Origin of the sequence: Campylobacter sp. MIT 99-7217 (assembly GCF_006864365.1) — a bacterium.
GTDB lineage: Bacteria > Campylobacterota > Campylobacteria > Campylobacterales > Campylobacteraceae > Campylobacter_D.
In genome coordinates this window covers 1-22,030 of record NZ_QHLJ01000004.1, presented here as the reverse complement: position 1 = coordinate 22,030, position 22,030 = coordinate 1, and the positions used below count along the sequence as shown (strand labels likewise).

19 protein-coding genes are annotated in these 22,030 nt (G+C 35.2%); 17 read left to right on the top strand and 2 right to left on the bottom strand.

Going from position 1 to position 22,030, the window contains the following annotated elements; genetic code table 11:
- Positions 1 to 193: 193 nt before the first annotated feature.
- The 12 genes from DMB92_RS04305 (at position 194) to DMB92_RS04250 (ending at position 13,303) form a co-directional block, all read left to right on the top strand.
- On the top strand, positions 194 to 2,443 hold the full coding sequence (locus tag DMB92_RS04305) for an N-6 DNA methylase (protein WP_142681831.1): 2,250 nt from the start codon (positions 194 to 196) through the stop codon (positions 2,441 to 2,443).
- Between the two features lie 25 nt (positions 2,444 to 2,468).
- Positions 2,469 to 3,056 (top strand): restriction endonuclease subunit S, encoded by a 588-nt coding sequence (locus DMB92_RS04300; RefSeq protein WP_185900160.1) that lies wholly within the window; start codon positions 2,469 to 2,471, stop codon positions 3,054 to 3,056.
- A 65-nt stretch (positions 3,057 to 3,121) separates the two neighbouring features.
- Complete coding sequence (locus DMB92_RS04295) at positions 3,122 to 3,805, top strand: restriction endonuclease subunit S (RefSeq protein WP_185900159.1); 684 nt, start codon at positions 3,122 to 3,124, stop codon at positions 3,803 to 3,805.
- Between the two features lie 10 nt (positions 3,806 to 3,815).
- The gene (locus DMB92_RS04290) at positions 3,816 to 5,417 is read left to right on the top strand and encodes a hypothetical protein (RefSeq protein ID WP_142681828.1); all 1,602 of its coding nucleotides are present in this window, start codon (positions 3,816 to 3,818) and stop codon (positions 5,415 to 5,417) included.
- A complete protein-coding gene (gene lpxB / locus DMB92_RS04285) occupies positions 5,414 to 6,598 on the top strand; it encodes a lipid-A-disaccharide synthase (protein WP_142681827.1) in 1,185 nt (394 codons plus the stop codon). Before DMB92_RS04290 ends, lpxB begins: the two co-directional genes overlap by 4 nt.
- Positions 6,598 to 7,083, top strand: coding sequence for a transcription elongation factor GreA (gene greA / locus DMB92_RS04280; RefSeq protein WP_142681826.1), 486 nt, complete (start codon positions 6,598 to 6,600; stop codon positions 7,081 to 7,083). Before lpxB ends, greA begins: the two co-directional genes overlap by 1 nt.
- 27 nt (positions 7,084 to 7,110) lie before the next feature.
- Positions 7,111 to 7,920: a UDP-2,3-diacylglucosamine diphosphatase gene (locus tag DMB92_RS04275; protein WP_409513392.1), complete on the top strand. Its 810-nt coding sequence runs from the start codon at positions 7,111 to 7,113 to the stop codon at positions 7,918 to 7,920.
- A complete protein-coding gene (locus tag DMB92_RS04270; RefSeq protein ID WP_142681825.1) occupies positions 7,913 to 8,866 on the top strand; it encodes a chemotaxis protein in 954 nt (317 codons plus the stop codon). Before DMB92_RS04275 ends, DMB92_RS04270 begins: the two co-directional genes overlap by 8 nt.
- A gap of 4 nt (positions 8,867 to 8,870) precedes the next feature.
- The gene (locus DMB92_RS04265) at positions 8,871 to 11,177 is read left to right on the top strand and encodes a chemotaxis protein CheW (protein WP_142681824.1); all 2,307 of its coding nucleotides are present in this window, start codon (positions 8,871 to 8,873) and stop codon (positions 11,175 to 11,177) included.
- A gap of 4 nt (positions 11,178 to 11,181) precedes the next feature.
- Complete coding sequence (locus tag DMB92_RS04260) at positions 11,182 to 11,697, top strand: chemotaxis protein CheW (protein ID WP_142681823.1); 516 nt, start codon at positions 11,182 to 11,184, stop codon at positions 11,695 to 11,697.
- Positions 11,697 to 12,323, top strand: coding sequence for a phosphoserine phosphatase SerB (gene serB / locus DMB92_RS04255; protein WP_142681822.1), 627 nt, complete (start codon positions 11,697 to 11,699; stop codon positions 12,321 to 12,323). The genes DMB92_RS04260 and serB overlap by 1 nt, the downstream gene beginning before the upstream one ends.
- On the top strand, positions 12,320 to 13,303 hold the full coding sequence (locus tag DMB92_RS04250; RefSeq protein WP_142681821.1) for a transaldolase: 984 nt from the start codon (positions 12,320 to 12,322) through the stop codon (positions 13,301 to 13,303). The genes serB and DMB92_RS04250 overlap by 4 nt, the downstream gene beginning before the upstream one ends.
- Position 13,304: 1 nt before the next feature.
- Here DMB92_RS04250 and eda read toward each other — a convergent pair whose 3' ends face one another.
- Both eda and edd read right to left on the bottom strand, forming a co-directional pair.
- Positions 13,305 to 13,922, bottom strand: coding sequence for a bifunctional 4-hydroxy-2-oxoglutarate aldolase/2-dehydro-3-deoxy-phosphogluconate aldolase (gene eda, locus DMB92_RS04245; protein ID WP_142681820.1), 618 nt, complete (start codon positions 13,920 to 13,922; stop codon positions 13,305 to 13,307).
- A 9-nt stretch (positions 13,923 to 13,931) separates the two neighbouring features.
- The gene (gene edd / locus DMB92_RS04240; protein ID WP_142681819.1) at positions 13,932 to 15,734 is read right to left on the bottom strand and encodes a phosphogluconate dehydratase; all 1,803 of its coding nucleotides are present in this window, start codon (positions 15,732 to 15,734) and stop codon (positions 13,932 to 13,934) included.
- Positions 15,735 to 15,825: 91 nt separating this feature from the next.
- Between edd and zwf the strand changes: the two genes are divergently transcribed.
- From zwf to DMB92_RS04215, 5 genes are all read left to right on the top strand, one after another.
- Positions 15,826 to 17,184, top strand: coding sequence for a glucose-6-phosphate dehydrogenase (gene zwf / locus DMB92_RS04235; RefSeq protein ID WP_142681818.1), 1,359 nt, complete (start codon positions 15,826 to 15,828; stop codon positions 17,182 to 17,184).
- Positions 17,185 to 17,293: 109 nt separating this feature from the next.
- Complete coding sequence (gene pgl, locus DMB92_RS04230; RefSeq protein WP_142681817.1) at positions 17,294 to 17,983, top strand: 6-phosphogluconolactonase; 690 nt, start codon at positions 17,294 to 17,296, stop codon at positions 17,981 to 17,983.
- Positions 17,970 to 18,956, top strand: coding sequence for a glucokinase (locus tag DMB92_RS04225; protein ID WP_221886250.1), 987 nt, complete (start codon positions 17,970 to 17,972; stop codon positions 18,954 to 18,956). The genes pgl and DMB92_RS04225 overlap by 14 nt, the downstream gene beginning before the upstream one ends.
- Complete coding sequence (pgi, locus tag DMB92_RS04220; protein WP_142681815.1) at positions 18,953 to 20,599, top strand: glucose-6-phosphate isomerase; 1,647 nt, start codon at positions 18,953 to 18,955, stop codon at positions 20,597 to 20,599. Before DMB92_RS04225 ends, pgi begins: the two co-directional genes overlap by 4 nt.
- A gap of 20 nt (positions 20,600 to 20,619) precedes the next feature.
- On the top strand, positions 20,620 to 21,834 hold the full coding sequence (locus DMB92_RS04215) for a sugar MFS transporter (RefSeq protein ID WP_142681814.1): 1,215 nt from the start codon (positions 20,620 to 20,622) through the stop codon (positions 21,832 to 21,834).
- Positions 21,835 to 22,030: the final 196 nt, after the last annotated feature.

Genomic DNA, 22,030 nt, shown 5'->3' with positions numbered 1-22,030 from the left:
TCTAACATAAAATTCTTTGAAAATTTTAAATGTTTTTGTAAAAGGAAGCGTTATGAAAGTTAAAAATTAAGGTAAAATATGGTATTTAAGAAAAGCATTATGAGTTTTGGGTTGCTATAATTTGATAAAATATTTTAAAATTTTTAATTAAGTTCATTATAAAATAAATTAAACATTAAGCAAAGGTATCAAGATGACACAACTTGAATTAAAATTTAATAAAGAGGGTAAGATTTACTCGCACATAAGAGCTAAATACCTAGTGGCTACTCCAGAAGAAATAATCAGGCAAAAATTCGTTCTTACCCTCGTAAATAACTACAAATACGACCTAGCTCAAATGGATGAGGAAGTAAAAACAAAGTATGGCAAAGGCACAACAAGAGCTGATATAGTGATATGGCAAAGTATAGAGGATAAGCAAACTAATAGGCTCCCATTTATAGTAGTAGAATGCAAGGCTGATAATATCCGCATTAGTGAAGATGATTATGCCCAAGGTGAGAGCTATGCTAGAACACTTGGTGCTCCCTTTTTTATAACGCACAATAGCTACGAGACTAGATTTTGGCGTATATTAGAAGATAAAGTGCCAGGACACAGACAAGAGATTTCAAATATCCCTGAAAACAAGGCAAGTAAAGAAGAAATTGAAAAGCTTTTTAATGATTTAGTCGCCTTTAAAGAGGATGAATTTGCTACAAAACTACACAAATGCCACAATATCATAAGAAATATGGACAAACTTGCTCCCACTGAAGCCTTTGATGAGATTTCTAAAATTTTATTTATGAAAGTGTATGTAGAAAGAGACTTATTAAAGGGTAAAAAAGAAAATAAATTTACAGTCCAATATTTTGAAGAAGCTAAAAAATTTAATGTTAATCCCTTAGAATCGCTTTTTTCTCAAACCAAAAAAGTTTTTGCCAAAGATGAAATTTTTGAAGTAAATGAAAAAATAAAGCTAAAAGAAAGCACCATTTTACGCATAGTTGAAGAGCTTGAAAAATACAACTTATCCCTTACCTCAACAGATATTAAGGGCATAGCCTTTGAGAAATTTTTAGGCTCTACCTTAAGAGGTGAGTTAGGGCAGTTTTTTACCCCTAGAAGTGTGGTAGATTTTATGATAGAGATGATAAACCCAAGGGAAAATGAGATATGTTGTGATCCTGCTAGTGGCAGTGGGGGCTTTTTGATTAGAATCTTTAGTAAGATTAAAGAAGATATACAAAAAGATTTGATTAATCAATATGAAGATTTTAAGCTAAATTTGATAGGCAATAAAAAAGAAATAAGCCAAGAAGAAAGCAAAAAATTAAATGAAAAATGGCAAGAATTACAAAAAGAACTAGATAATGAAAACAAAAACACTAGGCTTTTTAAGCTTTCTAATTCTTGTATTTTCGGCACTGACGCAAATGATAGAATGGCAAGGACCTCTAAAATGAATATGATAATGCACGGAGACGGGCATGGTGGAATTCACCATCACAACGGACTTTTAAATGTCAATGGTATCTTTGAAAATCGCTTTGATATTATCCTTACAAATCCACCCTTTGGAAGCCAAGTAGAAAAGGATGAAAAAATCTTAGAAAAAGATTCCCAGCTAAAGCTAGATTCTAAAGGCAAGTTAGCACCAAAAGAGGGCAAGGAAGAATACATAGAAGAATACTATAAAATTTACGGCAAAGAAATTTATCAAAATGCACAAAGAAAGATTTTGGATAATATAGGAGAGCCCATAGCCTCACTTTTTGAGCTTAAAGAAAATCTACAAAGTGATAAAACTGAGCATCTTTTTATCAATCGTTGTCTTGATTTATTAAAGCCTAGTGGTAGGCTTGGCATAGTCTTACCAGAGGGCGTTTTTAATACACCAAATGCTTCTTATGTGCGTAAATTTGTAGAGGGCAAAGCCTATCTTAGAGCCGTTATATCCTTGCCTACTGAAACCTTTATCAGTGCTAAGGCATCTGTAAAATGCTCCATTTTATTTTTACAAAAATTTAGCAAAGAAGAACAAGAAAGATATAATGAACTTTTAGAGCAAAACAAGGCAATTTTAGAATCTAAACACGAAAAAAGCTTGCTAAATTTAGAAGCTATCATAAATTATCGTAGAGCAAAAGGAGAGGAAAGCAAATACACAAGCGAGGATAAAAAGAGGGCTAAAAAAGAGCTAAAAGAGCTAAAAGATTCTATAAATAATGAGGCTTTACAAAAGACAAAAGAAGATTTTGACTATCCTATCTTTATGGCAGAAGCTGATTTTGCAGGTATTACTAGCACAGGTGAAACAGGGGCTAATGTGCCAAATGACTTTATAGATATATATGAGGAAAAGGACGGCAAAGAGTTTTTAAAGCAAAAGGGCATAGCCTCGCATTTTAAAGACTTTTTAAAAGAATATAATATAAATTGGGGTAAAAATGAGTAAGCTTGCTATTGTATGGTTTAGGGATTTGAGTAGATGGGATGTTAGTTATTTTTTTGGCGTGCATTCTGTAAAATCCAAATTTAATTTAGAATATTTAGGAAATATTTTAACACCTAGAAAAGAAAGAATAAAACCAAACGAATACGATGGCTTAACGCCTATTGTTTCAAAAATACCCTTTGAAAAATCTCATATTGAATATAGAAAAGAACCACGCACTAGAATGGATATGTATGCTGTCCTTAAAGATGATTTGCTTGTGTCTAATATCAATTTTCATCAAGGAGCGATAAGCTTGTGCGATATAGACAAAGCTTACGCCTCTACTCACTATCAACCATATATTATTAATAGAGAAATCATATTAGATAAATATCTAGTACTCATTTTAAAGCAAAAAAGTTTTCAAGATTATGTTGCAACCAAGAAAGTTAAGGGTATAAAAACAGAATCAAATTTTAATTTTATAAAAACTTTACAAATCCCTCTGCCACCACTTGAGATACAAAAAGAAATAGTAGCCAAGATAGAAGATATTAAAAATAAGATAAAAGCCTTACAAGAAGAAGAAAAAAGGCTAAAAGATGAGATAGAGGCATATATATATATATAGCTCTTGGCTTAGAAAAGCAGGAACAGAGAGAGCGACAAAAAATCTTTGTAGTTCATTTTAAAGATTTGGAGCGTTGGGATACAGCCTCTAATCAAAAACACGCCCTAGCAAATACAGCCCAGCATTTTAAAAAGGTGCAAGAGCCTAAAGAAACTAAAAAGCCAAAATATCCCTTAGTAAGACTTGAAGAAATTTGCCTTATAAATCCAAATGTGGATTTTAGCGAATTGATAACAAAAGATAAAGAAGTGAGCTTTGTACCAATGCAAGCAGTCTCAAGTAATGGGACGGATTTTTATCCTACAAATAGAAAAGCTGTGGAATATAAAGGATTTACTAAATTTAAAGATAATGATTTATTGTGGGCAAAGATTACTCCTTGTATGGAAAATAAAAAATCACTTGTTGTAAAAGGGCTTAAAAATGCTTATGGCTTTGGTTCTACAGAGTTTTTTGTCGTGCGTTCTAAAGATAAATTTGAAACTAATATAGATTTTATTTTGCAATTTTTAAGATTAGATTCTACGGTACTCAATGCTAAACTTAGATTTAAAGGCTCTGCTGGACAGCAAAGAGTGCCGAAGGATTTTTTACAAAATCTGCAAATCCCCCTGCCTCCACTAAAAGAACAAGAAAAAATAGTCGAGTTTATAGAAGCTAAAAAAGCCATCATAGAGCAAAATAATGCTAAAATAAAAGAGTTAAAAAATTTAATTGATACAAAATTGCAGCATTTAATTTTTGCATAAAAGGAGATATATGACTAAGCTCTATGGGATCATGCAATACTTGGGCGAATGTGAAGAAACAAAAAATTCAAGCAATGAACTAACGGAACATTTGCAAGGTAAAGAATTAGAATTTAATTTAGAAAAATATAAAGCTTTCAAGCCTTTAAGTTCGAAAAATGGAATTCAAGTTTTAAGAGGCTTTGCAGACTCCAAAACACTATCAAAGATTTCAAAGATAAACAAATATTATCAACGAAAAATTAATGAAAAACATAAAAGAGATATTGAAGAGTATCTTATTAAGAACTCTCAAGAGAAAATATATTTTCCAGAGGTTACCTTGTTATATGAATATGATCCAGCAATAGACCCAGAGGAATTACCTATAAAACTACTGATTCATGAGTTAGATGGATTAAAAGATGTTGACACTTTATCTAGGATTGAGGCATTGGGCATAGCTTCATTTACTATTCAAGATAATGAAACATTATACCGTTTAGATGGAAATCATAGATTAGAGGTGCTAGGGGAAGTAGCGGAACGCGGTATTAAAAAAGAAATAAGTAAAAATAAAACAACAAACAATATTTTTCGCACAAATCGCTTATTGTCGTTTTGTATTATTTTTGTTGCTAAGACCAAAGAGTCTTCTTATGAGCATTTGTATTTTTATTTACTTAATTCTAAAGCTTTACCGATAGATTCGCTTAAGACTCTAGATATCGTAACAAAGGCGGATGAGGGTGAATTAAAAGAATTTATACAAAATGATAGATTTTTATTTATTTTAAATAAAATAAAAAAGAGCTGGATAGATTTTTCTGATGATCAAAAAGATGTTTTGATTAGCGTATTAAAAGAAATGCTTAGTCTTGATGATATTGGAAAAGATAAATATTTATGTGATATTTTGGAACAGTCTATGGGTATTTATCATTGTCGTAAGCATAATTTTCCACCCGAAATGCTTGGAGTCATATGCTTTTTAAGATTAAATTCTAAAGATTCTTCCGAAACAGAAGAAAAACTATCAAAATTTGAGCAGTGGATCAATAAATTTAACTATAACATAAAAAATTTTAAAAATTTTACTGACTTACATGAAGCTTTTATAAAATATTATGAAGAATTAAACAGAACGAAATATATCTTTGTCGCTATGGAGTGTAATGAAGATTATATAAACACTTATAGAAGTGCCATTAACAATGTTATATATAAATTTAAGGGCAGAAATTATTTAATTAATTTTGAACTGCGTCCTATCATGGAACAAAAATCTGATGATAATATTCCTGATAAAATATCAAAACACATAGAGGAATCAGACATAATCATTATAGATATAAGCACAAATAACACAAATGTAATGTTTGAATATGGTCTTGCAAAAGCTCTAGATAAACATATTATACTGACTTATTCTAAAGCTTGGAGAGATGAAACGCTCAAATATTTCGAAAATATCAAAAATAACAAGTATTTAGATAAAATCAAGAAAGATCTAAAGCAAAGTCCTTTTGATATCAGGGCAAACAATCAATCTCCGTGGGAGGATCAAGGAAAGCTAGAGGATATACTAGAAAAAGAAATTATGGATTTTATAAATAAACAAGGTTTGCAATGAAAACCTTTCTAGTCTGTGCCTTAGAACCCTCGGCAAATTTACATTTAAAAGAGCTTTTAAAAGCCTATAAAAAGGAATTTGGTGAGTTTGATTTGGTAGGAATTTATGATGAAAGCTTGTGTGAGGAGTTTTGCTTAAGATCAAAACCACTTTATAGCTCGCACGAGTTTTCGGCTATGGGTTTTGTGGAGATTTTGCCCCTCGTTTTTAAAGCAAAAAAGGCTTGCAAAGAGCTTGTGAGCTTGGTTATGCAAAGTGAGGGTTTAAAGTCTAAAAATGCTTTAAATTTAGAGAATCAAGGCTCATTTACACAAGAAAATTTAGAGCAAAGCCCTAAAATTTCAGCTATTTTGTGCATTGATTCTCCTGCTTTTAACATACCCCTTGCAAAGGCTTTGAAAAAGGCTCACTCAAAAACAAAACGCATTTATTATATCCTGCCTCAGGTTTGGGCATGGAAAAAAGGGCGTATCCCTGTGATAGAAGCTCATTTTGACGCTTTAGCTTCTATACTTCCTTTTGATGAACAATTTTTTAGCAAAAGCGTGTATGTAGGGCATCCGCTCTTAGATGAGCTAAAAGAATTTAAAGATGAAAAGGACTTTGAAGCATTGCTTAAAAAAGAAGAAAAAGAAAAGCTCATCGCTTTTTTGCCGGGATCAAGAAAAAGCGAGATCACAAGGCTAATGCCTGTTTTTAGAGACCTAGCTAGTAAATTTAGTGCTAAAAAGGTGCTTTGTGTGCCACCTTTTAATCTTAACCGCCTTGAAATTTATGGGGATTTAGATGGTTTTGAAGTAAAGAGCAACACCCCAGCCGTGCTTAAAAAAGCTGATTTTGCCTTTATTTGTAGTGGCACAGCTACGCTTGAAGCAGCTTTAATTGGAACGCCTTTTATCCTAGCTTATAAGGCAAAGAGTGTTGATTTTTTCATCGCAAAATGCTTTGTGAAACTAAAGCACATAGGGCTTGCCAATATTTTTTGTGATTTTGCAGGAAAAAGCGAGCTAAATCCTGAATTTTTGCAAGCTGAAGTTAATGTACTAAATTTATATGAAGCTTATAAAAAATTTGATTATAAGGAATTTTTTGCTAAAGTATCATTTTTAAAAGAGTATTTGCGTTTTGGAAGTGCGCGAAATTTAGCGAAAATACTTTTTGAAATCGATAAGGAAAAATAATGCAAAAAGAACCGATGAGTAAATTTGGTTATGATAAATTAGCGGCTGAGTTAGAGGATCTAAAGAGCGTTCAGCGTCCAAAGGTCGTCGAAGAAATCGATGTGGCAAGAAGTCATGGGGACTTGAAAGAAAATGCAGAATACCACGCCGCAAGAGAAAAACAAGCCCTTATGGAAAAACGAATAGCCGAGCTTAGCGATCTTTTAAGCAGGGCTCAAATCATCGATCCTGCAAGTTACGAGCATGAGGCGGTAAAATTTGGCTCAAGTGTCGTGATTTGCGACATGGATACGGACAAAGAAAGCAAATACACGCTTGTTGGGCTTGCTGAAGCGAATTTAGAAAAGGGTTATATCTCGATAAATTCGCCACTTGCAAAGGCTATGCTGGGTAAAAAAGAGGGCGATGATTTTAGGGTTAGGTTGCCAAAGGGCGAGAGTGAATTTGAAATCATTAGCATAAAATACGAGCCACTCGAGTTTTAAACGCTCAAGGTTTTAAATTTGAGTGAAATTTTAAAGATAAAAAATAAGGCTATTTTTATCAGCGATGCTCATGAGGGCGTCATTAGAAAAGGTTTTTGGGACTTTTTGCAAGCTCTTAAAAATAAAGAAATTGAAAGCCCTCAGCTTATCTTAATGGGCGATATGTTTGATGTGCTTGTGGGCGAGGTTGAGGCAAGCCATAACTTTGCAAAGCCTTATATAAACTTGCTTGAAGAACTTGCTCTACAAATGCAAATCATCTATCTTGAGGGAAATCACGATTTTAATCTAGGTTCTTTTTTTAAGAAAGTTCAGGTTTTTCCTTTGCAAGCTCAGCCCTTACTTTGTGAATTTGAGATCTTAAATGCGGATAAATTTGATCAAAATGATGAAAATTTAAAGACTTTGAAAGAGTATCATTTTGCATGCGAGGAGATAAAAAGCTTAAGTCTTGCGCATGGGGATATTTTTTTACCTCCCTTACTTGGCTTTGTGCTAAAAGCACTTAGAAATCATTATTTATTAGCATTTTTAAATATACTTGATAAAATGCTAAATTTTAAAATTTCAAAGCAAATTTTTAAAAAACAAAAGCATAAAAATCTTTTTTTTACTATAGAAAATTTTAAAGAGTTAGCCCGCAAAAGATATGAAAAATACGCTATTTCAAAGACTTTGGTTGTGGAGGGGCATTATCATCAAAATTTGGTTTTAGATGAAAAAAATGTGAAATATATAAATTTGCCAAGTTTTGCATATGAGAGAAGTTTTTTTATAGTAGAATGTGCAGACAAAATCAAATTTCAAGAAAAGAAATTAAAGGAAGAAGATGTTTGATGAAAATATCGTGAAAACGGGTTCAAATGAAATGGAGCTTGTTGATTTCCGTATTTTTAAGCAAGGTGCTGACAGGGTTTATGAGGGAATTTATGGGGTGAATGTCTCTAAGGTTAGAGAAATCATCAAAATCCCTACCTTGACAGAGCTTCCGGGCGTGCCTGATTATATCGAGGGGATTTTTGATCTTCGTGGAGTGGTCATTCCGGTTGTAAATCTTGCTAAATGGATGCAAATCAAAGAGCCACAAGATGATATGCTAAAACCACGCGTTATTATTACCGAGTTTAGTAATATTCTCATTGGTTTTATTGTGCATGAGGCTAAAAGAATTCGCCGTATTAGCTGGAAAGATATAGAGCCAGCAACCTTTTCAACGGGTTCAGGAGCTCTTGATAAAGGTAAGATCACTGGTGTTACGCGTATTGAAAATGATGAGGTTTTGCTTATCTTAGATCTTGAAAGCGTTGTGGAAGACTTGGGAATTTACGCTCCAAGAATGGAAGTTGATGTGAGTAAATTGCAAAAATTTAGTGGTCTTGCTCTAGCACTTGATGATAGTATGACCGCAAGACGTAGAGTTAAAGATATGCTTCAAAAAATGGGCTTACAAGTTGTTGAAGCAAAAGATGGCGTCGAGGGAATTCAAAAGCTTAACGAGCTTTACGGACTTTATGGAGAAGATCTTAAAAATCATCTTAAAATCATCGTTTCTGATGTTGAGATGCCTCAAATGGACGGCTTTCATTTTGCTGCTCGCATTAAGGAAGATCCAAGGTTTAAGAACTTCCCAATCTTATTTAATTCATCATTATCAAATGAATTTATGAGTGAAAAAGGCATAGAAGAATCAGGTGGCGATGGCTATTTGGTTAAATTTGATGCCAATGATTTTTATACAGAAATTGCTCGTATTATAAATGAGCATAAAGCATTGCAGGAGTAAGACGATGGATGATATGCAAGAAATACTTGAAGACTTTTTAGTTGAAGCCTTTGAACTTGTCGATCAAATCGATCATGACTTGGTAGAACTAGAAGCAAATCCCGAAGACTTAGACCTTTTAAATAGTATTTTCCGTGTTGCACACACTGTGAAGGGTTCATCAAGCTTTTTAAATTTTGATGTTTTAACAAAACTTACGCACCACATGGAAGATGTGCTTAATAAAGCAAGACATGGGGATTTAAAGATCACTCCAGATATTATGGATGTGGTTTTAGAATCTGTTGATAAGATGAAAACCTTGCTTAATTGCATTAGAGATAATGGCAATGATACGGCTATTGGTATGGATATAGGACCTATTTGTGCAAGACTTACGGCTGTTTCTGAAGGCGATTCAGCAGGTGCTTCTGCTGCTAAAAGTGAAGAAGCTCCAAAAGAAGAGCCTAAAGAGGCTACACCAGCTCCAAAAGAAGAGGTAAAAGCTGAAGAACCAGAAGTTGATGTAAATAATTTAAGTGATGCTGAGGTTGAAGCTGAGATCGAAAGACTTTTAAAGGTTAGAAAGGCTGAAGATCAAGCAAGACGCGAGGAAAAAGCTAAAACAAATCCACCAGCACCAAAACCAGCTCCAGCTCAAAGTGCAGCTCCAGCTGCTAAGAAAGTTCCAGCTCAAGGTAGCGGTGCTTCTATGGATCAAACTATACGCGTTGAAGTTAAAAGGCTTGATCACTTGATGAATTTAGTCGGTGAGCTTGTTTTAGGTAAAAACCGCTTACTAAAAATTTATGATGATGTAGAAGAAAGATATGAGGGCGAAAAATTCCTTGAAGAGTTAAATCAAGTTGTAGGAAGCCTAGGAGTTATAACAACAGATGTTCAACTTGCGGTTATGAAAACAAGAATGCAACCTGTGGGCAAGGTTTTCAACAAATTCCCGCGTGTTGTTAGGGATCTTAGCCGTGAGCTTGGAAAGCAAATTGATCTTGAAATTTCAGGGGAAGAAACCGAGCTTGATAAGTCAATCGTTGAGGAAATTGGCGATCCTATCATGCATATGATTAGAAATTCGTGCGATCATGGGGTTGAAGATCCAAAAACTCGTGCTTCAAAGGGTAAGTCAGAAAAAGGCTTGATCCAATTAAAAGCTTACAATGAGGGAAATCATATCGTTATTGAAATTACCGATGATGGAAAGGGACTTGACGCCTCAGCTCTCAAACAAAAAGCTATAGAAAAAAATCTTATTAGCGAAAAAGATGCTGAACAGATGAGTGATAAAGAAGCCTATGCTTTGATCTTTAAGCCCGGATTTTCCACAGCTGCTAAGGTTACTAATGTTTCAGGGCGTGGTGTTGGAATGGATGTTGTAAAAACCAATATCGAAAAGCTTAATGGTATCATAGAGATAGATAGCGAACTTGGCAAGGGTATGGTGATAAAAGTGAAAATTCCACTTACCTTAGCTATCATTCAGTCTTTGCTTGTTGGAACTCAAGAAGAATATTATGCTATACCGCTTGCTAGCGTTTTAGAAACTGTGCGTGTGCCTATCGATGATATTTATACCATAGAGGGCAAAAATGTTTTGCGTTTGAGAGATGAAGTGCTTTCTTTGGTTAGACTTTCTGATGTTTTTGGAGTAAAACAAATTTTAGAGAGCGAAGATCAAACCTATGTCGTAGTGGTTGGTGTGGCTGAAAGTAAGCTTGGTATTATCGTTGATACACTGATAGGACAAGAAGAAATTGTTATTAAGTCTATGGGGGATTATTTACAAAATATCCCAGGTATCGCAGGGGCTACGATTAGAGGCGATGGTAGGGTAACTTTGATCATTGATGTTGGTGTGATGATGGATTTAGCAAAGGAAATCAAGGTTGATATCAAAGCACAAATAGAATCTACTGCTAAAAAGCCAAAAGAACAACCAAGTGATTATCATGTTTTGATTGTTGATGATTCTAAAATGGACAGAACTCTTATGCAAAAAGCACTTGAGCCACTTGGAGTAAGTTTGATCGAAGCGACTAACGGGGTTGAAGCTCTTGAGATCGTTAAGTCAAACGATAGAGAAATTGATGCCATGCTTATAGATATAGAGATGCCAAGAATGGACGGCTATACCTTAGCAGGTGAAATCCGTAAGTATTCTAAATACCGAAATTTACCGCTCATTGCCGTTACTTCAAGGACAAGCAAGACAGACCGCTTAAGAGGTGTTGAAGTGGGAATGACTGAGTATATTACCAAGCCTTATTCTCCAGAATATCTAGAAAATGTTGTGAAGAAAAATTTGAAATTAGGATAAGCTCATGAGTGATAAATTAAATGAAGTTTTACAAAGACAGCAAAAACAAGTTGCTGGTCCTCAGGAACAAAAAGAAGATGAGGTTGTTCAGCTTGTAGGTTTTGTGGTAGGAGAAGAAGAGTACGCTATTCCTATTTTAAACATACAAGAAATCATCAAGCCTATCGAATATACACGCGTTCCTAGTGTTCCTGATTATGTTTTGGGCGTGTTTAATATGCGTGGAAATGTTATGCCTTTGATTGATCTAGCACAGCGTTTTCATCTTGGAAGTTCTAAGATCACGCCTCAAACTCGTTATATCGTTTTAAAAGGCGATGGCAACGAGATAGGCAATGGAGGGAGTGCCGGTTTTGTGATTGATAGGCTTACTGAGGCGATTAAAATTCATAGAAATAGGATTGATCCTCCGCCTGAAACCTTGCTCAAGGATAAGGGTATGATTTTTGGAATCGGAAAAAGAGATGATAATATCCTCACTATTTTAAAGGTTGAATCCTTGCTTAAACGCGAGTTTTGATGATAAGGCTTTGCGTTTTTGATTTTGATTCCACCCTGATGGACGGCGAGACCATCGATATCTTAGCTAGGGCTTATGGGGTGGGTGATGAAGTTAGTAAAATCACCCACCAAGCCATGAATGGCGAATTTGATTTTTTTGAAAGTTTGAGTAGGCGTGTCGCCTTGCTCAAGGGTATGCCTTATGAAGAGCTTGTAAATTTGAGTAATAATCTACCCTTGATGAATGGAAGCTTTGAGTTGATCGAGTTTTTAAAGTCTAAAAATATTCAGGTTGTTGTTTTTAGCGGAGGTTTTCACGAGGGTATTGATCCAGCGATGAAAAAACTCGGCTTTCATCTTGGCTTTGCTAATTATCTGCACCATAAAAATAATATCCTAACCGGTCTTGTTGGCGGAGAAATGATGTTTAGTGATTCTAAAGGACTCATGCTTAAGAGATTGAAATGCTTTTTAAATTTAAAAGATGAAGAAGTAATGTGCGTTGGAGACGGGGCAAATGACTTGTCCATGTTTGAACAAAGTGGGCTTAAAATCGCCTTTTGTGCCAAACCTATCTTAAAAGAAAAAGCTGATATTTGCATAGATACAAAAGATTTAAAAGAAATTATAGAGGTTGTAAGATGAGTAAATTTTCTTTGTGGTGCGATTTTATAGAAAATTCCTTTTTGGATAATGAGTTTTTAGAGCTTATCACGCAAGGATTTATAAATGGTGCAACTTCAAATCCAGCCATTTTTAAAAATGCTATCTTAAACTCACCCATTTACAAGGCAAAAATTGCAAATTTAAAGGGCAAAAAAGCAAAAGAAATTTATGAAATTCTAGCCACAGAAGATATCGCAAAAGCAGCTGATAAACTTGCCTTAAATTTTTATACCAAAAATGATGGTTTCATTAGCCTTGAGATCGATCCTCGCCTTTGGGATAATGCAAGTCTTAGCACAGGAGAGGCAAAAAGGCTTTATAATACGATCGGCAAGGCAAATGTGATGATGAAAATTCCAGCCACGCAAGCTTCTTATGAGGCGATGTATGAGCTGATGAAATCAGGCATTAGCGTCAATGCGACTTTGATTTTTTCTTACGATCAGGCTAAAAGGTGCTTTGAGGCTTTAAATGAGGGACTAAAAGCCTTTAGGGAAAATAATTTTGCTTTAAAGGGAAATAAACGAACTCCAAAAGCAGTTATCAGCGTATTTGTAAGCCGTTTTGATAGGCTTTTAAATTCACGCGTTAAGGATAAAAATAGCTTGGGAATTCTTACCGCGAGCCTTGCTTATGATTTTATTCATAGCCAAAATGAGCCAAATATCCGCACGCTTTTTGCAAGCACAGGAGTTAAGGGCGATGATCTGCCAAAAGATTTTTATATTAAAGAGCTTTTGTTTGAAGATAGTGTCAATACAGCCCCACTTGATGCTTTGCATGCTTTTAAGGGACAAGAACTTAAATTTAAAAAAGCTTTGAGTTTTAATGAACTTCATCAAAAACTTTTAGAGCAAGACATAAGTCAAGATGAGCTTGAAAAGGCTTGTAAATTCTTGCTTGATGATGGTTTGAAGCAGTTTTGCACGGCTTTTGAAGAAATTTTACAAGCCCTATAATTTAGGCTTTTATATTTGCCAAAAGCTCCTTGCTTCTTTTTTTAAGCTCTTGCCAATTTTGCTCCTTTATGATCTTTTGATCGCTAAGATAGCTTGTGCCTACGCAAAGCACATTTTCAAGAGCTAAATACTCATTCATATTAGCTAAGCTTATGCCCCCTGTTGGACAAAACTTAACCTGCTTGAAAGGACCTGCCAAAGCCTTTAAAGCCTTTATCCCTCCAATAGCCTCAGCTGGGAAAAATTTCAAGTTCTCATAGCCAAATTCAAGGGCTAGCATAAGCTCTCCTGCACTAGCAATTCCGGGGATTAAAGCTATATCAATATCCCTTGCTTCTTTTAAAAATTTACAATTTAACCCGGGGCTTATAGCAAAGCTAGCCCCTGCTTTTTTAACGCTTTCAAGCTGTTTTGCGTTAATGACTGTCCCAGCTCCTACCAAGGCATTTGGAAACTCCTTAGAAATCATACTTATAGCCTCAAGTGCAGCCTCTGTTCTTAGGGTAATTTCTAAAATTTCAATCCCCCCTTCTATGATAGCTCTTGCAAGCTCAAGGCAAGTTTTGCTATCTTCTATACTTAAAACAGGTATGATCTTGCTTTTTTGTAAAATTTGCATACTCTCTCCTTATTCATAAATACCGCCAAAGCTCATAGCCCCTGTTTCTACTGAGGAACTAAGCTTTCTAAAGCCAGCAAAAAGCTCTCTTCCGCAACCAAAAACTTCTTCAAATTTAGGCTTTTTAGCCCTTCTTTTTTGCCAAATTTTCTCATCGACCAAGGCTTTTAGCACCCCTTTTTTAGCATCAAGCAAGATTAAATCCCCATCCTTAATCTTAGCAATATTACCATCAAGCAAGGCTTCAGGGCTTGTGTGTATGGCAGCTGGCACCTTGCCTGATGCCCCTGACATTCTGCCGTCTGTGATTAAAGCGACTTTAAAGCCTTGATCTTGCAGACTAGAAAGTGCTGGAGTGAGTTTATGAAGCTCTGGCATACCATTTGACCTTGGTCCTTGATAGGCTAAAACCGCCACAAAGTCCTTTTGAAGCTTTTTTTCACTAAAAGCTTGTAAAAACTCTTGCTGAGAGTGAAAGACAAGAGCTGGGGCTTTGATGATTTGATGCTCTTCTTTTACGGCTGAGATTTTAATCACAGCCCTGCCTATGTTTCCGCTTAAAATCCTAAGCCCTCCGTCTTTCGAAAAAGGATTTTTAACCCCTCTTATAATGTCCTCGTTTTTGCTTTTATCCTCACAGGTTTTATAAACTACTTTTTCATCTATGAAAAAAGGATCTTTTGTGTAAGCTTCCAAGCCCTTACCCACGACAGTATCAACATCTTCATGCAAAAGCCCAGCCTCTAAAAGTTCTTTTAAAACAAAAGCAATCCCGCCTGATGCTTGAAATTGATTGACATCGGCTTTACCATTAGGATAAACCCTTGCTAAAAGTGGAGTAATTTTAGAAATCCTATCAAAATCATCCCAATTTATGATAATCCCAGCAGCTCTTGCTATAGCCACTAAATGTATGGTGTGATTGGTTGAACCACCTGTTGCCATAAGCCCTACCATAGCATTGATGATATTTTTTTCACTTAAAAGCTCTCCTATGGGCTTGATTTTTTGTGAAGCCATAATTTTAGCTGCTTCTTGGACTAAGGCTGTGCGAAGCGTGGTATTTGGATTGATAAAAGCAGAATTTGGCAAATGAAGCCCCATAAACTCAATCATCATTTGATTAGAATTAGCTGTGCCATAAAAGGTGCAAGTGCCAACACTATGATAAGATTTCATTTCACTTTCTAAAAGCTTATCCCTGCTTATTTTACCCTCAGCAAAAAGTTGTCTTGTTTTAGATTTTTCATCGTTTGAAATTCCACTTGTCATAGGACCTGATGGCACAAAAATACTTGGCAAATGCCCAAAGCTTAAAGCTCCTATTAAAAGACCTGGCACGATTTTATCACACACTCCAAGATAAAACGCTCCATCAAATACATTATGAGAAAGCCCCACAGCCACGCTCATAGCTATAACATCTCTTGAAAACAAAGAAAGCTCCATACCATCATAACCCTGAGTTATCCCATCGCACATAGCAGGCACACCCCCTGCAAACTGAGCTGAGGCTTTAAATTTAAAAAGCTCTTTTTTGATTATATCAGGGTAGTTTTTAAAGGGCTGATGAGCTGAGAGCATATCATTATAGGCTGAAATAATGGCGTAATTAAAGCTATCATTTTCTTTTAGTCTGTCTTTTATGTGCTCGGGCACAGAAGCATAAGCGTGGGCTAAATTCGCACAGCCTAAATCCTTGCGTTTAATTTTGCCTTTATAAGAATGCACCCTTTGCAGATACTCTTCTCTTGTTTTTTGACTTCTTTTGATGATTTTTTCCGTGATTTGCATAAGTTTTTTTTGCACCATTTTTTACCTCAGTGTTGTTTTTTATTTTCACAATTATGCTATATTTTAGCTAAAAAATGCTTAATAAGCTTAGTATTTTAAGGAGAGAGTAATGAAAGATTTTGTTTTTGTTTTGTTTGGAGCTACTGGAGATTTGGCTATGAAAAAGATCTTTCCCTCGCTTTTTGCTCTTTATGAAAGAGGGGAATTTAAGGCTAAATTTAAAATTTTAGCTGCAAGTAGGAGCAAATTAGACAATACTTCTTTTCTAAAAGAGCTTGAAAAAAAGGCTAAAATCCAAGATAAAAGCTCTTTAAAATACACTGAGTTTATTTCTCAAATTTCTTATTTGAGTATGGATTTTTCTAATTCTAAAGACTTTGAAGAGCTTGAAAATTTACTGCAAAATGAAAAAAATATCATTATTTATTTTTCTATTTCTCCTTATTTTTTCACCCCAGCTTGTGAAAATTTAGCCAAAGTATCACTCAATGATAAAAGAGTAAAAATCGTGCTTGAAAAGCCTTTGGGCGTGGATTTAAAATCGTGTAAAAATATCAATGCTTCTATTGGAAAATACTTTAGCGAGGAGCAAATTTATAGAATTGATCATTATCTTGGCAAAGAAAGCATACAAAATATCCTTTATTTAAGAGCTTTTAATCCGCTTTTAAAAGCCCTTTGGAATAATAAATTTATAGCCTGTATGCAAATTAGCGTTTATGAGAGTTTGGGTATAGAAAGTAGAGGTGAGTTTTACGATAAAATGGGTGCTTCAAGGGATATGCTGCAAAATCATATGTTACAAATTTTATCCTTACTCACAATGAAACTTCCTAAGAAATTTGATTCAGATTCCATAAGAAAGGCAAAATGTGAAATTTTAAAAAGCCTTAAGCCTATTAGTGATTTTCAAAACGAGGTCATTCGTGCACAATACACTGCAAATTTAGGCTTAAAAGGCTATTTAGAAGAAGAAAATATCCCAAGCTCAAGTAAAACGGAAAGTTTTGTAGCTTTAAAAGCTGAGCTTTTAGATGAAAGCTTTAAGGGTGTGCCTTTTTTTCTTAGGACAGGAAAAAGAATGAATGAAAGCTATGTTAGCGTGGTGGTGGAGTTTAAAGAAGATGCTTTTGTGAATAAGCTTGTGCTTAATATCCAGCCTAAAAATCAAATTTTACTTTATCTTAATCATAAAACAGCAGGGCAAAATACCCTCACGCAAAAGCCTTTAAAGCTAAATTTAAGCTCAGGCGTTCAAGCTTATGAAAAGCTTATTTTGGATGTGATTTTAGGGGATGCGACTTATTTTAATCACAAAGAAGAGCTTGAGGCTGCTTGGAGTTTTCTTGACCCTGTGCTTTCTTATTTTCAAAAAGAAAATACCCCACTTTTTTATTATAAAGCTAAAAGCAAAGGACCTAAAGAAGCTATAAAACTCATTGAAAGAGAAAATTTTACTTGGCTTTAGTGAGTAAATTTGAAACACACTAAAGCTTTTTAAGCTTTATTTTATGAAAATCCTTTGTTTTTTTCTTATTTTTGTTATACTGAAAGAAGTTCAAATTTAAAGAGGTTTTGTGTTTAAACTACTAGAATTTAAGGATAATCAAACAAGCGCTAAAGAGCTTTCAAAAACGCTAAGTGCTTTGCTTAAAGAAAAGTTACAAAAGCAAGCTCTTGTGCGTTTAGCTCTTTCAGGTGGGCGTTCTCCCATAAGCTTTTTTGAATTTTTTCAAAAAGAAAATTTAGAATGGCAAAAAGTGCATTTTAGCTTGGTAGATGAAAGAATTACCCCAAAGGATAGTGAAAACAGCAATGAAAATTTACTCAAAAGTTATTTTTTCAAAGACGCTCTTTCAAAGCCAAATTTCACTCCCTTGCTTGAAAATTTAGCAAATTTTGATGAAGTGGATGAAAATAAGCTCTTACATTTTGCAAATTCTAAATTTATTCAGCCTGATTTTGCCCTGCTTGGAATGGGAAGTGATGGTCATAGTGCTTCTTTATTTTTTGACGCGCCAGAATTTCAAAAAGCCATTAAAAGTGAGCAAAACATAGTTTTTTTAAGTCCTAAAAAAGCTCCTTTTAAAAGGCTTTCAATGAGCCTAAAAGCCCTTGAAGCCTGTAAAAAACTCTTTTTATTTATAAGTGGGGAAGAAAAAATAAAAACCCTTGAAAAGGCTCTTTTAAAAGAAGATGAAAGCTTACCCATATCCTTAATACTTCATTCAAAAAAGGTTCAACTTTATGTCTATTTCTCAAGATAAGTTATATCCAAGGCTTTTAGCTGACATTGGCGGGACGAATGCTAGATTTGCCATAGAAAGTTCTGTTGATTTAATCGAGCATATTGAGGTTTTAAATTGCAATGATTATGATAGCGTCGTTGATGCTGTTAAGGCTTACTTAGAAAGGGTTGGCAATCCTAAGATCAAACTTGCTGCCTTTGCCATTGCTAATCCTGTTGTTGGAGATTGGATACAAATGACTAATCACCACTGGGCCTTTTCTATTGAGACCACAAGACAGGCCTTGCATCTTGATGTCTTGCTTTTGATTAATGATTTTACCGCCCAAGCTTATGCTATTTTAAAAATGCCTCAAAATGAGCTTTTGCAAATTGGAGGACAAAGCCCTGAGCCAAATGCTCCAAAGGCTGTTTTAGGACCTGGAACAGGTCTTGGAGTAAGTGCTTTAATCCCTTGTGCAAGTGGTTCTTACATAGCCTTAGCAACAGAGGGAGGTCATGTTAGCTTTTGCCCCTTTGATGATACTGAGATTATGATTTGGCAATATGCTAGGAAAAAATACGGTCATGTCTCAGCTGAACGCTTTTTAAGTGGCTCTGGTCTTGTTTTAATTTATGAAGCCTTGGCTGAAAGAGAGGGCGTTGTAAATATGAAGATGACCCCAAAGCTAATAAGCGAGCTTGCTTTAAGCGGAAAATCCCCTTTGTGCCGTCTTAGCCTTGATATTTTTTGTGCGATCTTAGGCACGGTTTCTTCAAATTTAGCCCTTAGCTTTGGGGCAAGATCAGGGGTGTATTTGTGTGGAGGCATTATACCTCGCTTTATTGATTATTTTAAAAGCTCTCCTTTTAGGGTTCGCTTTGAGGATAAGGGCAGATTTGATGCTTACTTAGCTGCCATTCCTGTTTATGTGGTCTTAGCAAAATACCCAGGACTTAGCGGGGTAGCAGTTGCCCTTGATAAATATCTTAAAGAAAGGAAGCTAAAATGAGTCTAAAGGAGCTTAAAAGCTTTGAAAAACTTCAAAAGCATTTTGAGAAAATGAGTTCTTTACACATGAAAGAGCTTTTTTTAAAAGATAAGCTTCGTTATAAAAAATACTTTCTTAGCCTTGGCGGACTTAGGCTTGATTATTCTAAAAATAGAATAAATGATGATACTTTAAATTTACTTTTTGAGCTAGCAAAGGAGCTTAAGCTTAAAGAAAAAATTAAGGCTATGTTTCAAGGAGAAAAGATTAATACCACAGAAAATAGAGCCGCCCTACACACAGCCTTAAGAAATGATAAGAAAAATCCTATCTATGTCGATGGCAAGGACATTATGAAAAATGTAAGCGAGGTTTTAAGCCGTATGCAAGACTTTTCTGATAGGCTTCGTTTGGGTCAGTGGCTAGGATATACCCACCAGCCCATCACTGATATAGTTAATATTGGCATAGGAGGATCTGATCTTGGTGCTTTGATGGTTTGCAAGGCTCTTAAAAACTACGGACACCCCCGTCTTAATATGTATTTTGTCTCAAATGTTGATGGGGTGCAGCTTCAAGGCGTGCTTAAAAATATCCACCCTCAAACCACGCTTTTTATCGTAGCTTCTAAGACCTTTGCCACTCAAGAAACCTTAACAAACGCTCTTACAGCAAGGAAGTGGTTTTTAGATTATGCCCTTGATGAAAGCTTTATAGCTAAGCATTTTGTCGCAGTTTCAACTAATACGCAGGCAGCTAAAAATTTTGGCATAGCAGCTGAGAACATCTTTGAGTTTTGGAACTGGGTAGGAGGTCGTTACAGCCTTTGGTGTGCTGTGGGACTTGCTATTATGATTTATTTGGGTAAGGAAAATTTCAAGCTCTTATTAGAGGGTGCTCATTTAATGGATGAACATTTTGCAGGGGCTAAATTTGAAGAAAATATGCCTGTTATCTTGGCTCTTCTTGGGGTGTGGTATATTAATTTTTTTGACGCTGGAAGTCATTTAATCATACCTTATGATCAACATCTTCGCTATTTTCCTAAATTTATCCAGCAACTTGATATGGAAAGCAATGGGAAGCAGGTTAGCAAAAGTGGTCAAAGGCTTGATTATGACACCTCGCCTATTATTTGGGGTGATATGGGGATTAATTCTCAGCATGCCTTTTTTCAGCTTTTGCACCAAGGAACTCATCTAAGCCCTATGGATTTGATTGTTTCTTTGAGTAAGAAAGGAAATTTACCAGGACATCACGAAATTTTAATCAGCAATGTCTTTGCCCAAGCTGAGGCCTTGATGATGGGCAAGGATTTTAAGCAAGCTTATGAGGAAAATTTAGCCAAGGGTATGAATGAGGAGGAGGCTAAAAAGCTAGCCCCACATAGGGTTTTTTCAGGAAACCGTCCAAGTAATATACTCTTAATTGATGAGATCAACCCTAAAAATATAGGCTCTTTGATAGCTTTATATGAGCATAAAATTTTCGTTCAAGGCGTGATTTGGGATATTAATAGCTTTGATCAATGGGGGGTTGAGCTTGGAAAAGAACTAGCCAAAGACATATTAGCAAAGCTTTATAATGAAAAGGCTTTAAAAGAGCATGATAGCTCTACTAATCATCTCATCGAGATTTATAAGGAATTTAATTCCAAATTTTAATTAAATTTAAAGGAGAAAAAATGAAGACAACTTCATCAAGTTTTGCCCTTGCAACGCTTACTGCATTGTTTTTTTTCATGGGCTTTATTACGGTTTTAAATGATATATTAATACCTCATTTAAAGGTTATTTTTGAGTTAAATTATTTTGAAGCAGCCTTAATTCAGTTTTGCTTTTTTGGGGCATATTTTATCACAGGCGGGCTTTTTGGAAAGCTCATTTCTAAGATAGGCTATCCTCTTGGAGTGGTTTGTGGCTTTATGCTAACAGCCTTTGGTTGTATTTTATTTTACCCAGCTGCTTCTACTGCTTCTTATCCTATCTTTTTAGGAGCCTTATTTATCCTAGCTAGTGGGGTTGTTTTGCTTCAAACAGCAGGAAATCCCTTTGTAACCTTACTCTCACCCGGTAAAGAAGCTAGCTCTTTAACCTTAGTACAAGCCTTTAATTCACTTGGAACCACCTTAGGACCCTTATTTGGAGCAGCCTTTATACTCTCAGGAACAGCTGAGTATGTAAGCAAGGCTGAGGAAGCACAGTCCGTGCAAATTCCATATCTCATCATAGCCGGGGTGCTTATTTTACTTGGTATTGTGATTTATCTTTTAAAACTTCCTGATGTAAGAGCCACAGCTGAAGAAATTAGCCAAAAAAACAAAGATGGTAAGGAAAGCGTCTTTGAATACGCTCATTTAGTGCTTGGTGCTGCTGGGATCTTTTTTTATGTAGGAGCTGAGGTTTCTATAGGCTCTTTTTTAATCCTTACTTTTAAGGATATTGCTGATATTGATGAGATTACAGGGGCAAAATACATAGCCTTTTACTGGGGTGGGGCTATGGTAGGACGCTTTATTGGAGGAGCTATCATGAGAAAGATCGCCCCTAATAAATGTCTAGCCTTTAATGCCATTATGAGTATCTTACTTACCATAATAGCCATACTTGCAGGAGGAAATATAGCTGTAATCGCCCTTGTAGCCATAGGACTTTTTAATTCCATAATGTTTCCAACTATCTTTTCTTTGGCAACTAGCAATTTAGGCAAATTTACCTCGCAAGCTTCAGGTGTGATTTGTATGGCTATAGTTGGAGGGGCTTTGATACCTCCTATTCAGGGCTTGGTGGCTGATTATAGCAGCTTAATACTTTCTTATATAGTGCCTATGCTTTGCTATTTTTACATACTTTTCTTTGCCCTCATGGGTTATAAGCGTAAAAATTCCTTAGCTTCTTAAAATACCCAAAAGCTTAAAATTTTTATCAAATTTTAAGCTTTATTTTGTATAATTTCAATTCTCACTTTGTAAATTTTAAGTCATTTTTAGAAAGTGTGTTCTTTAACTTACCATTGTTAAGAGTCACAAGCAAGTTTTAATAAAAACAATTTTACAAGACTTGTTAAAGGATAGGTCTAGTTTAATCTTTCTTTAA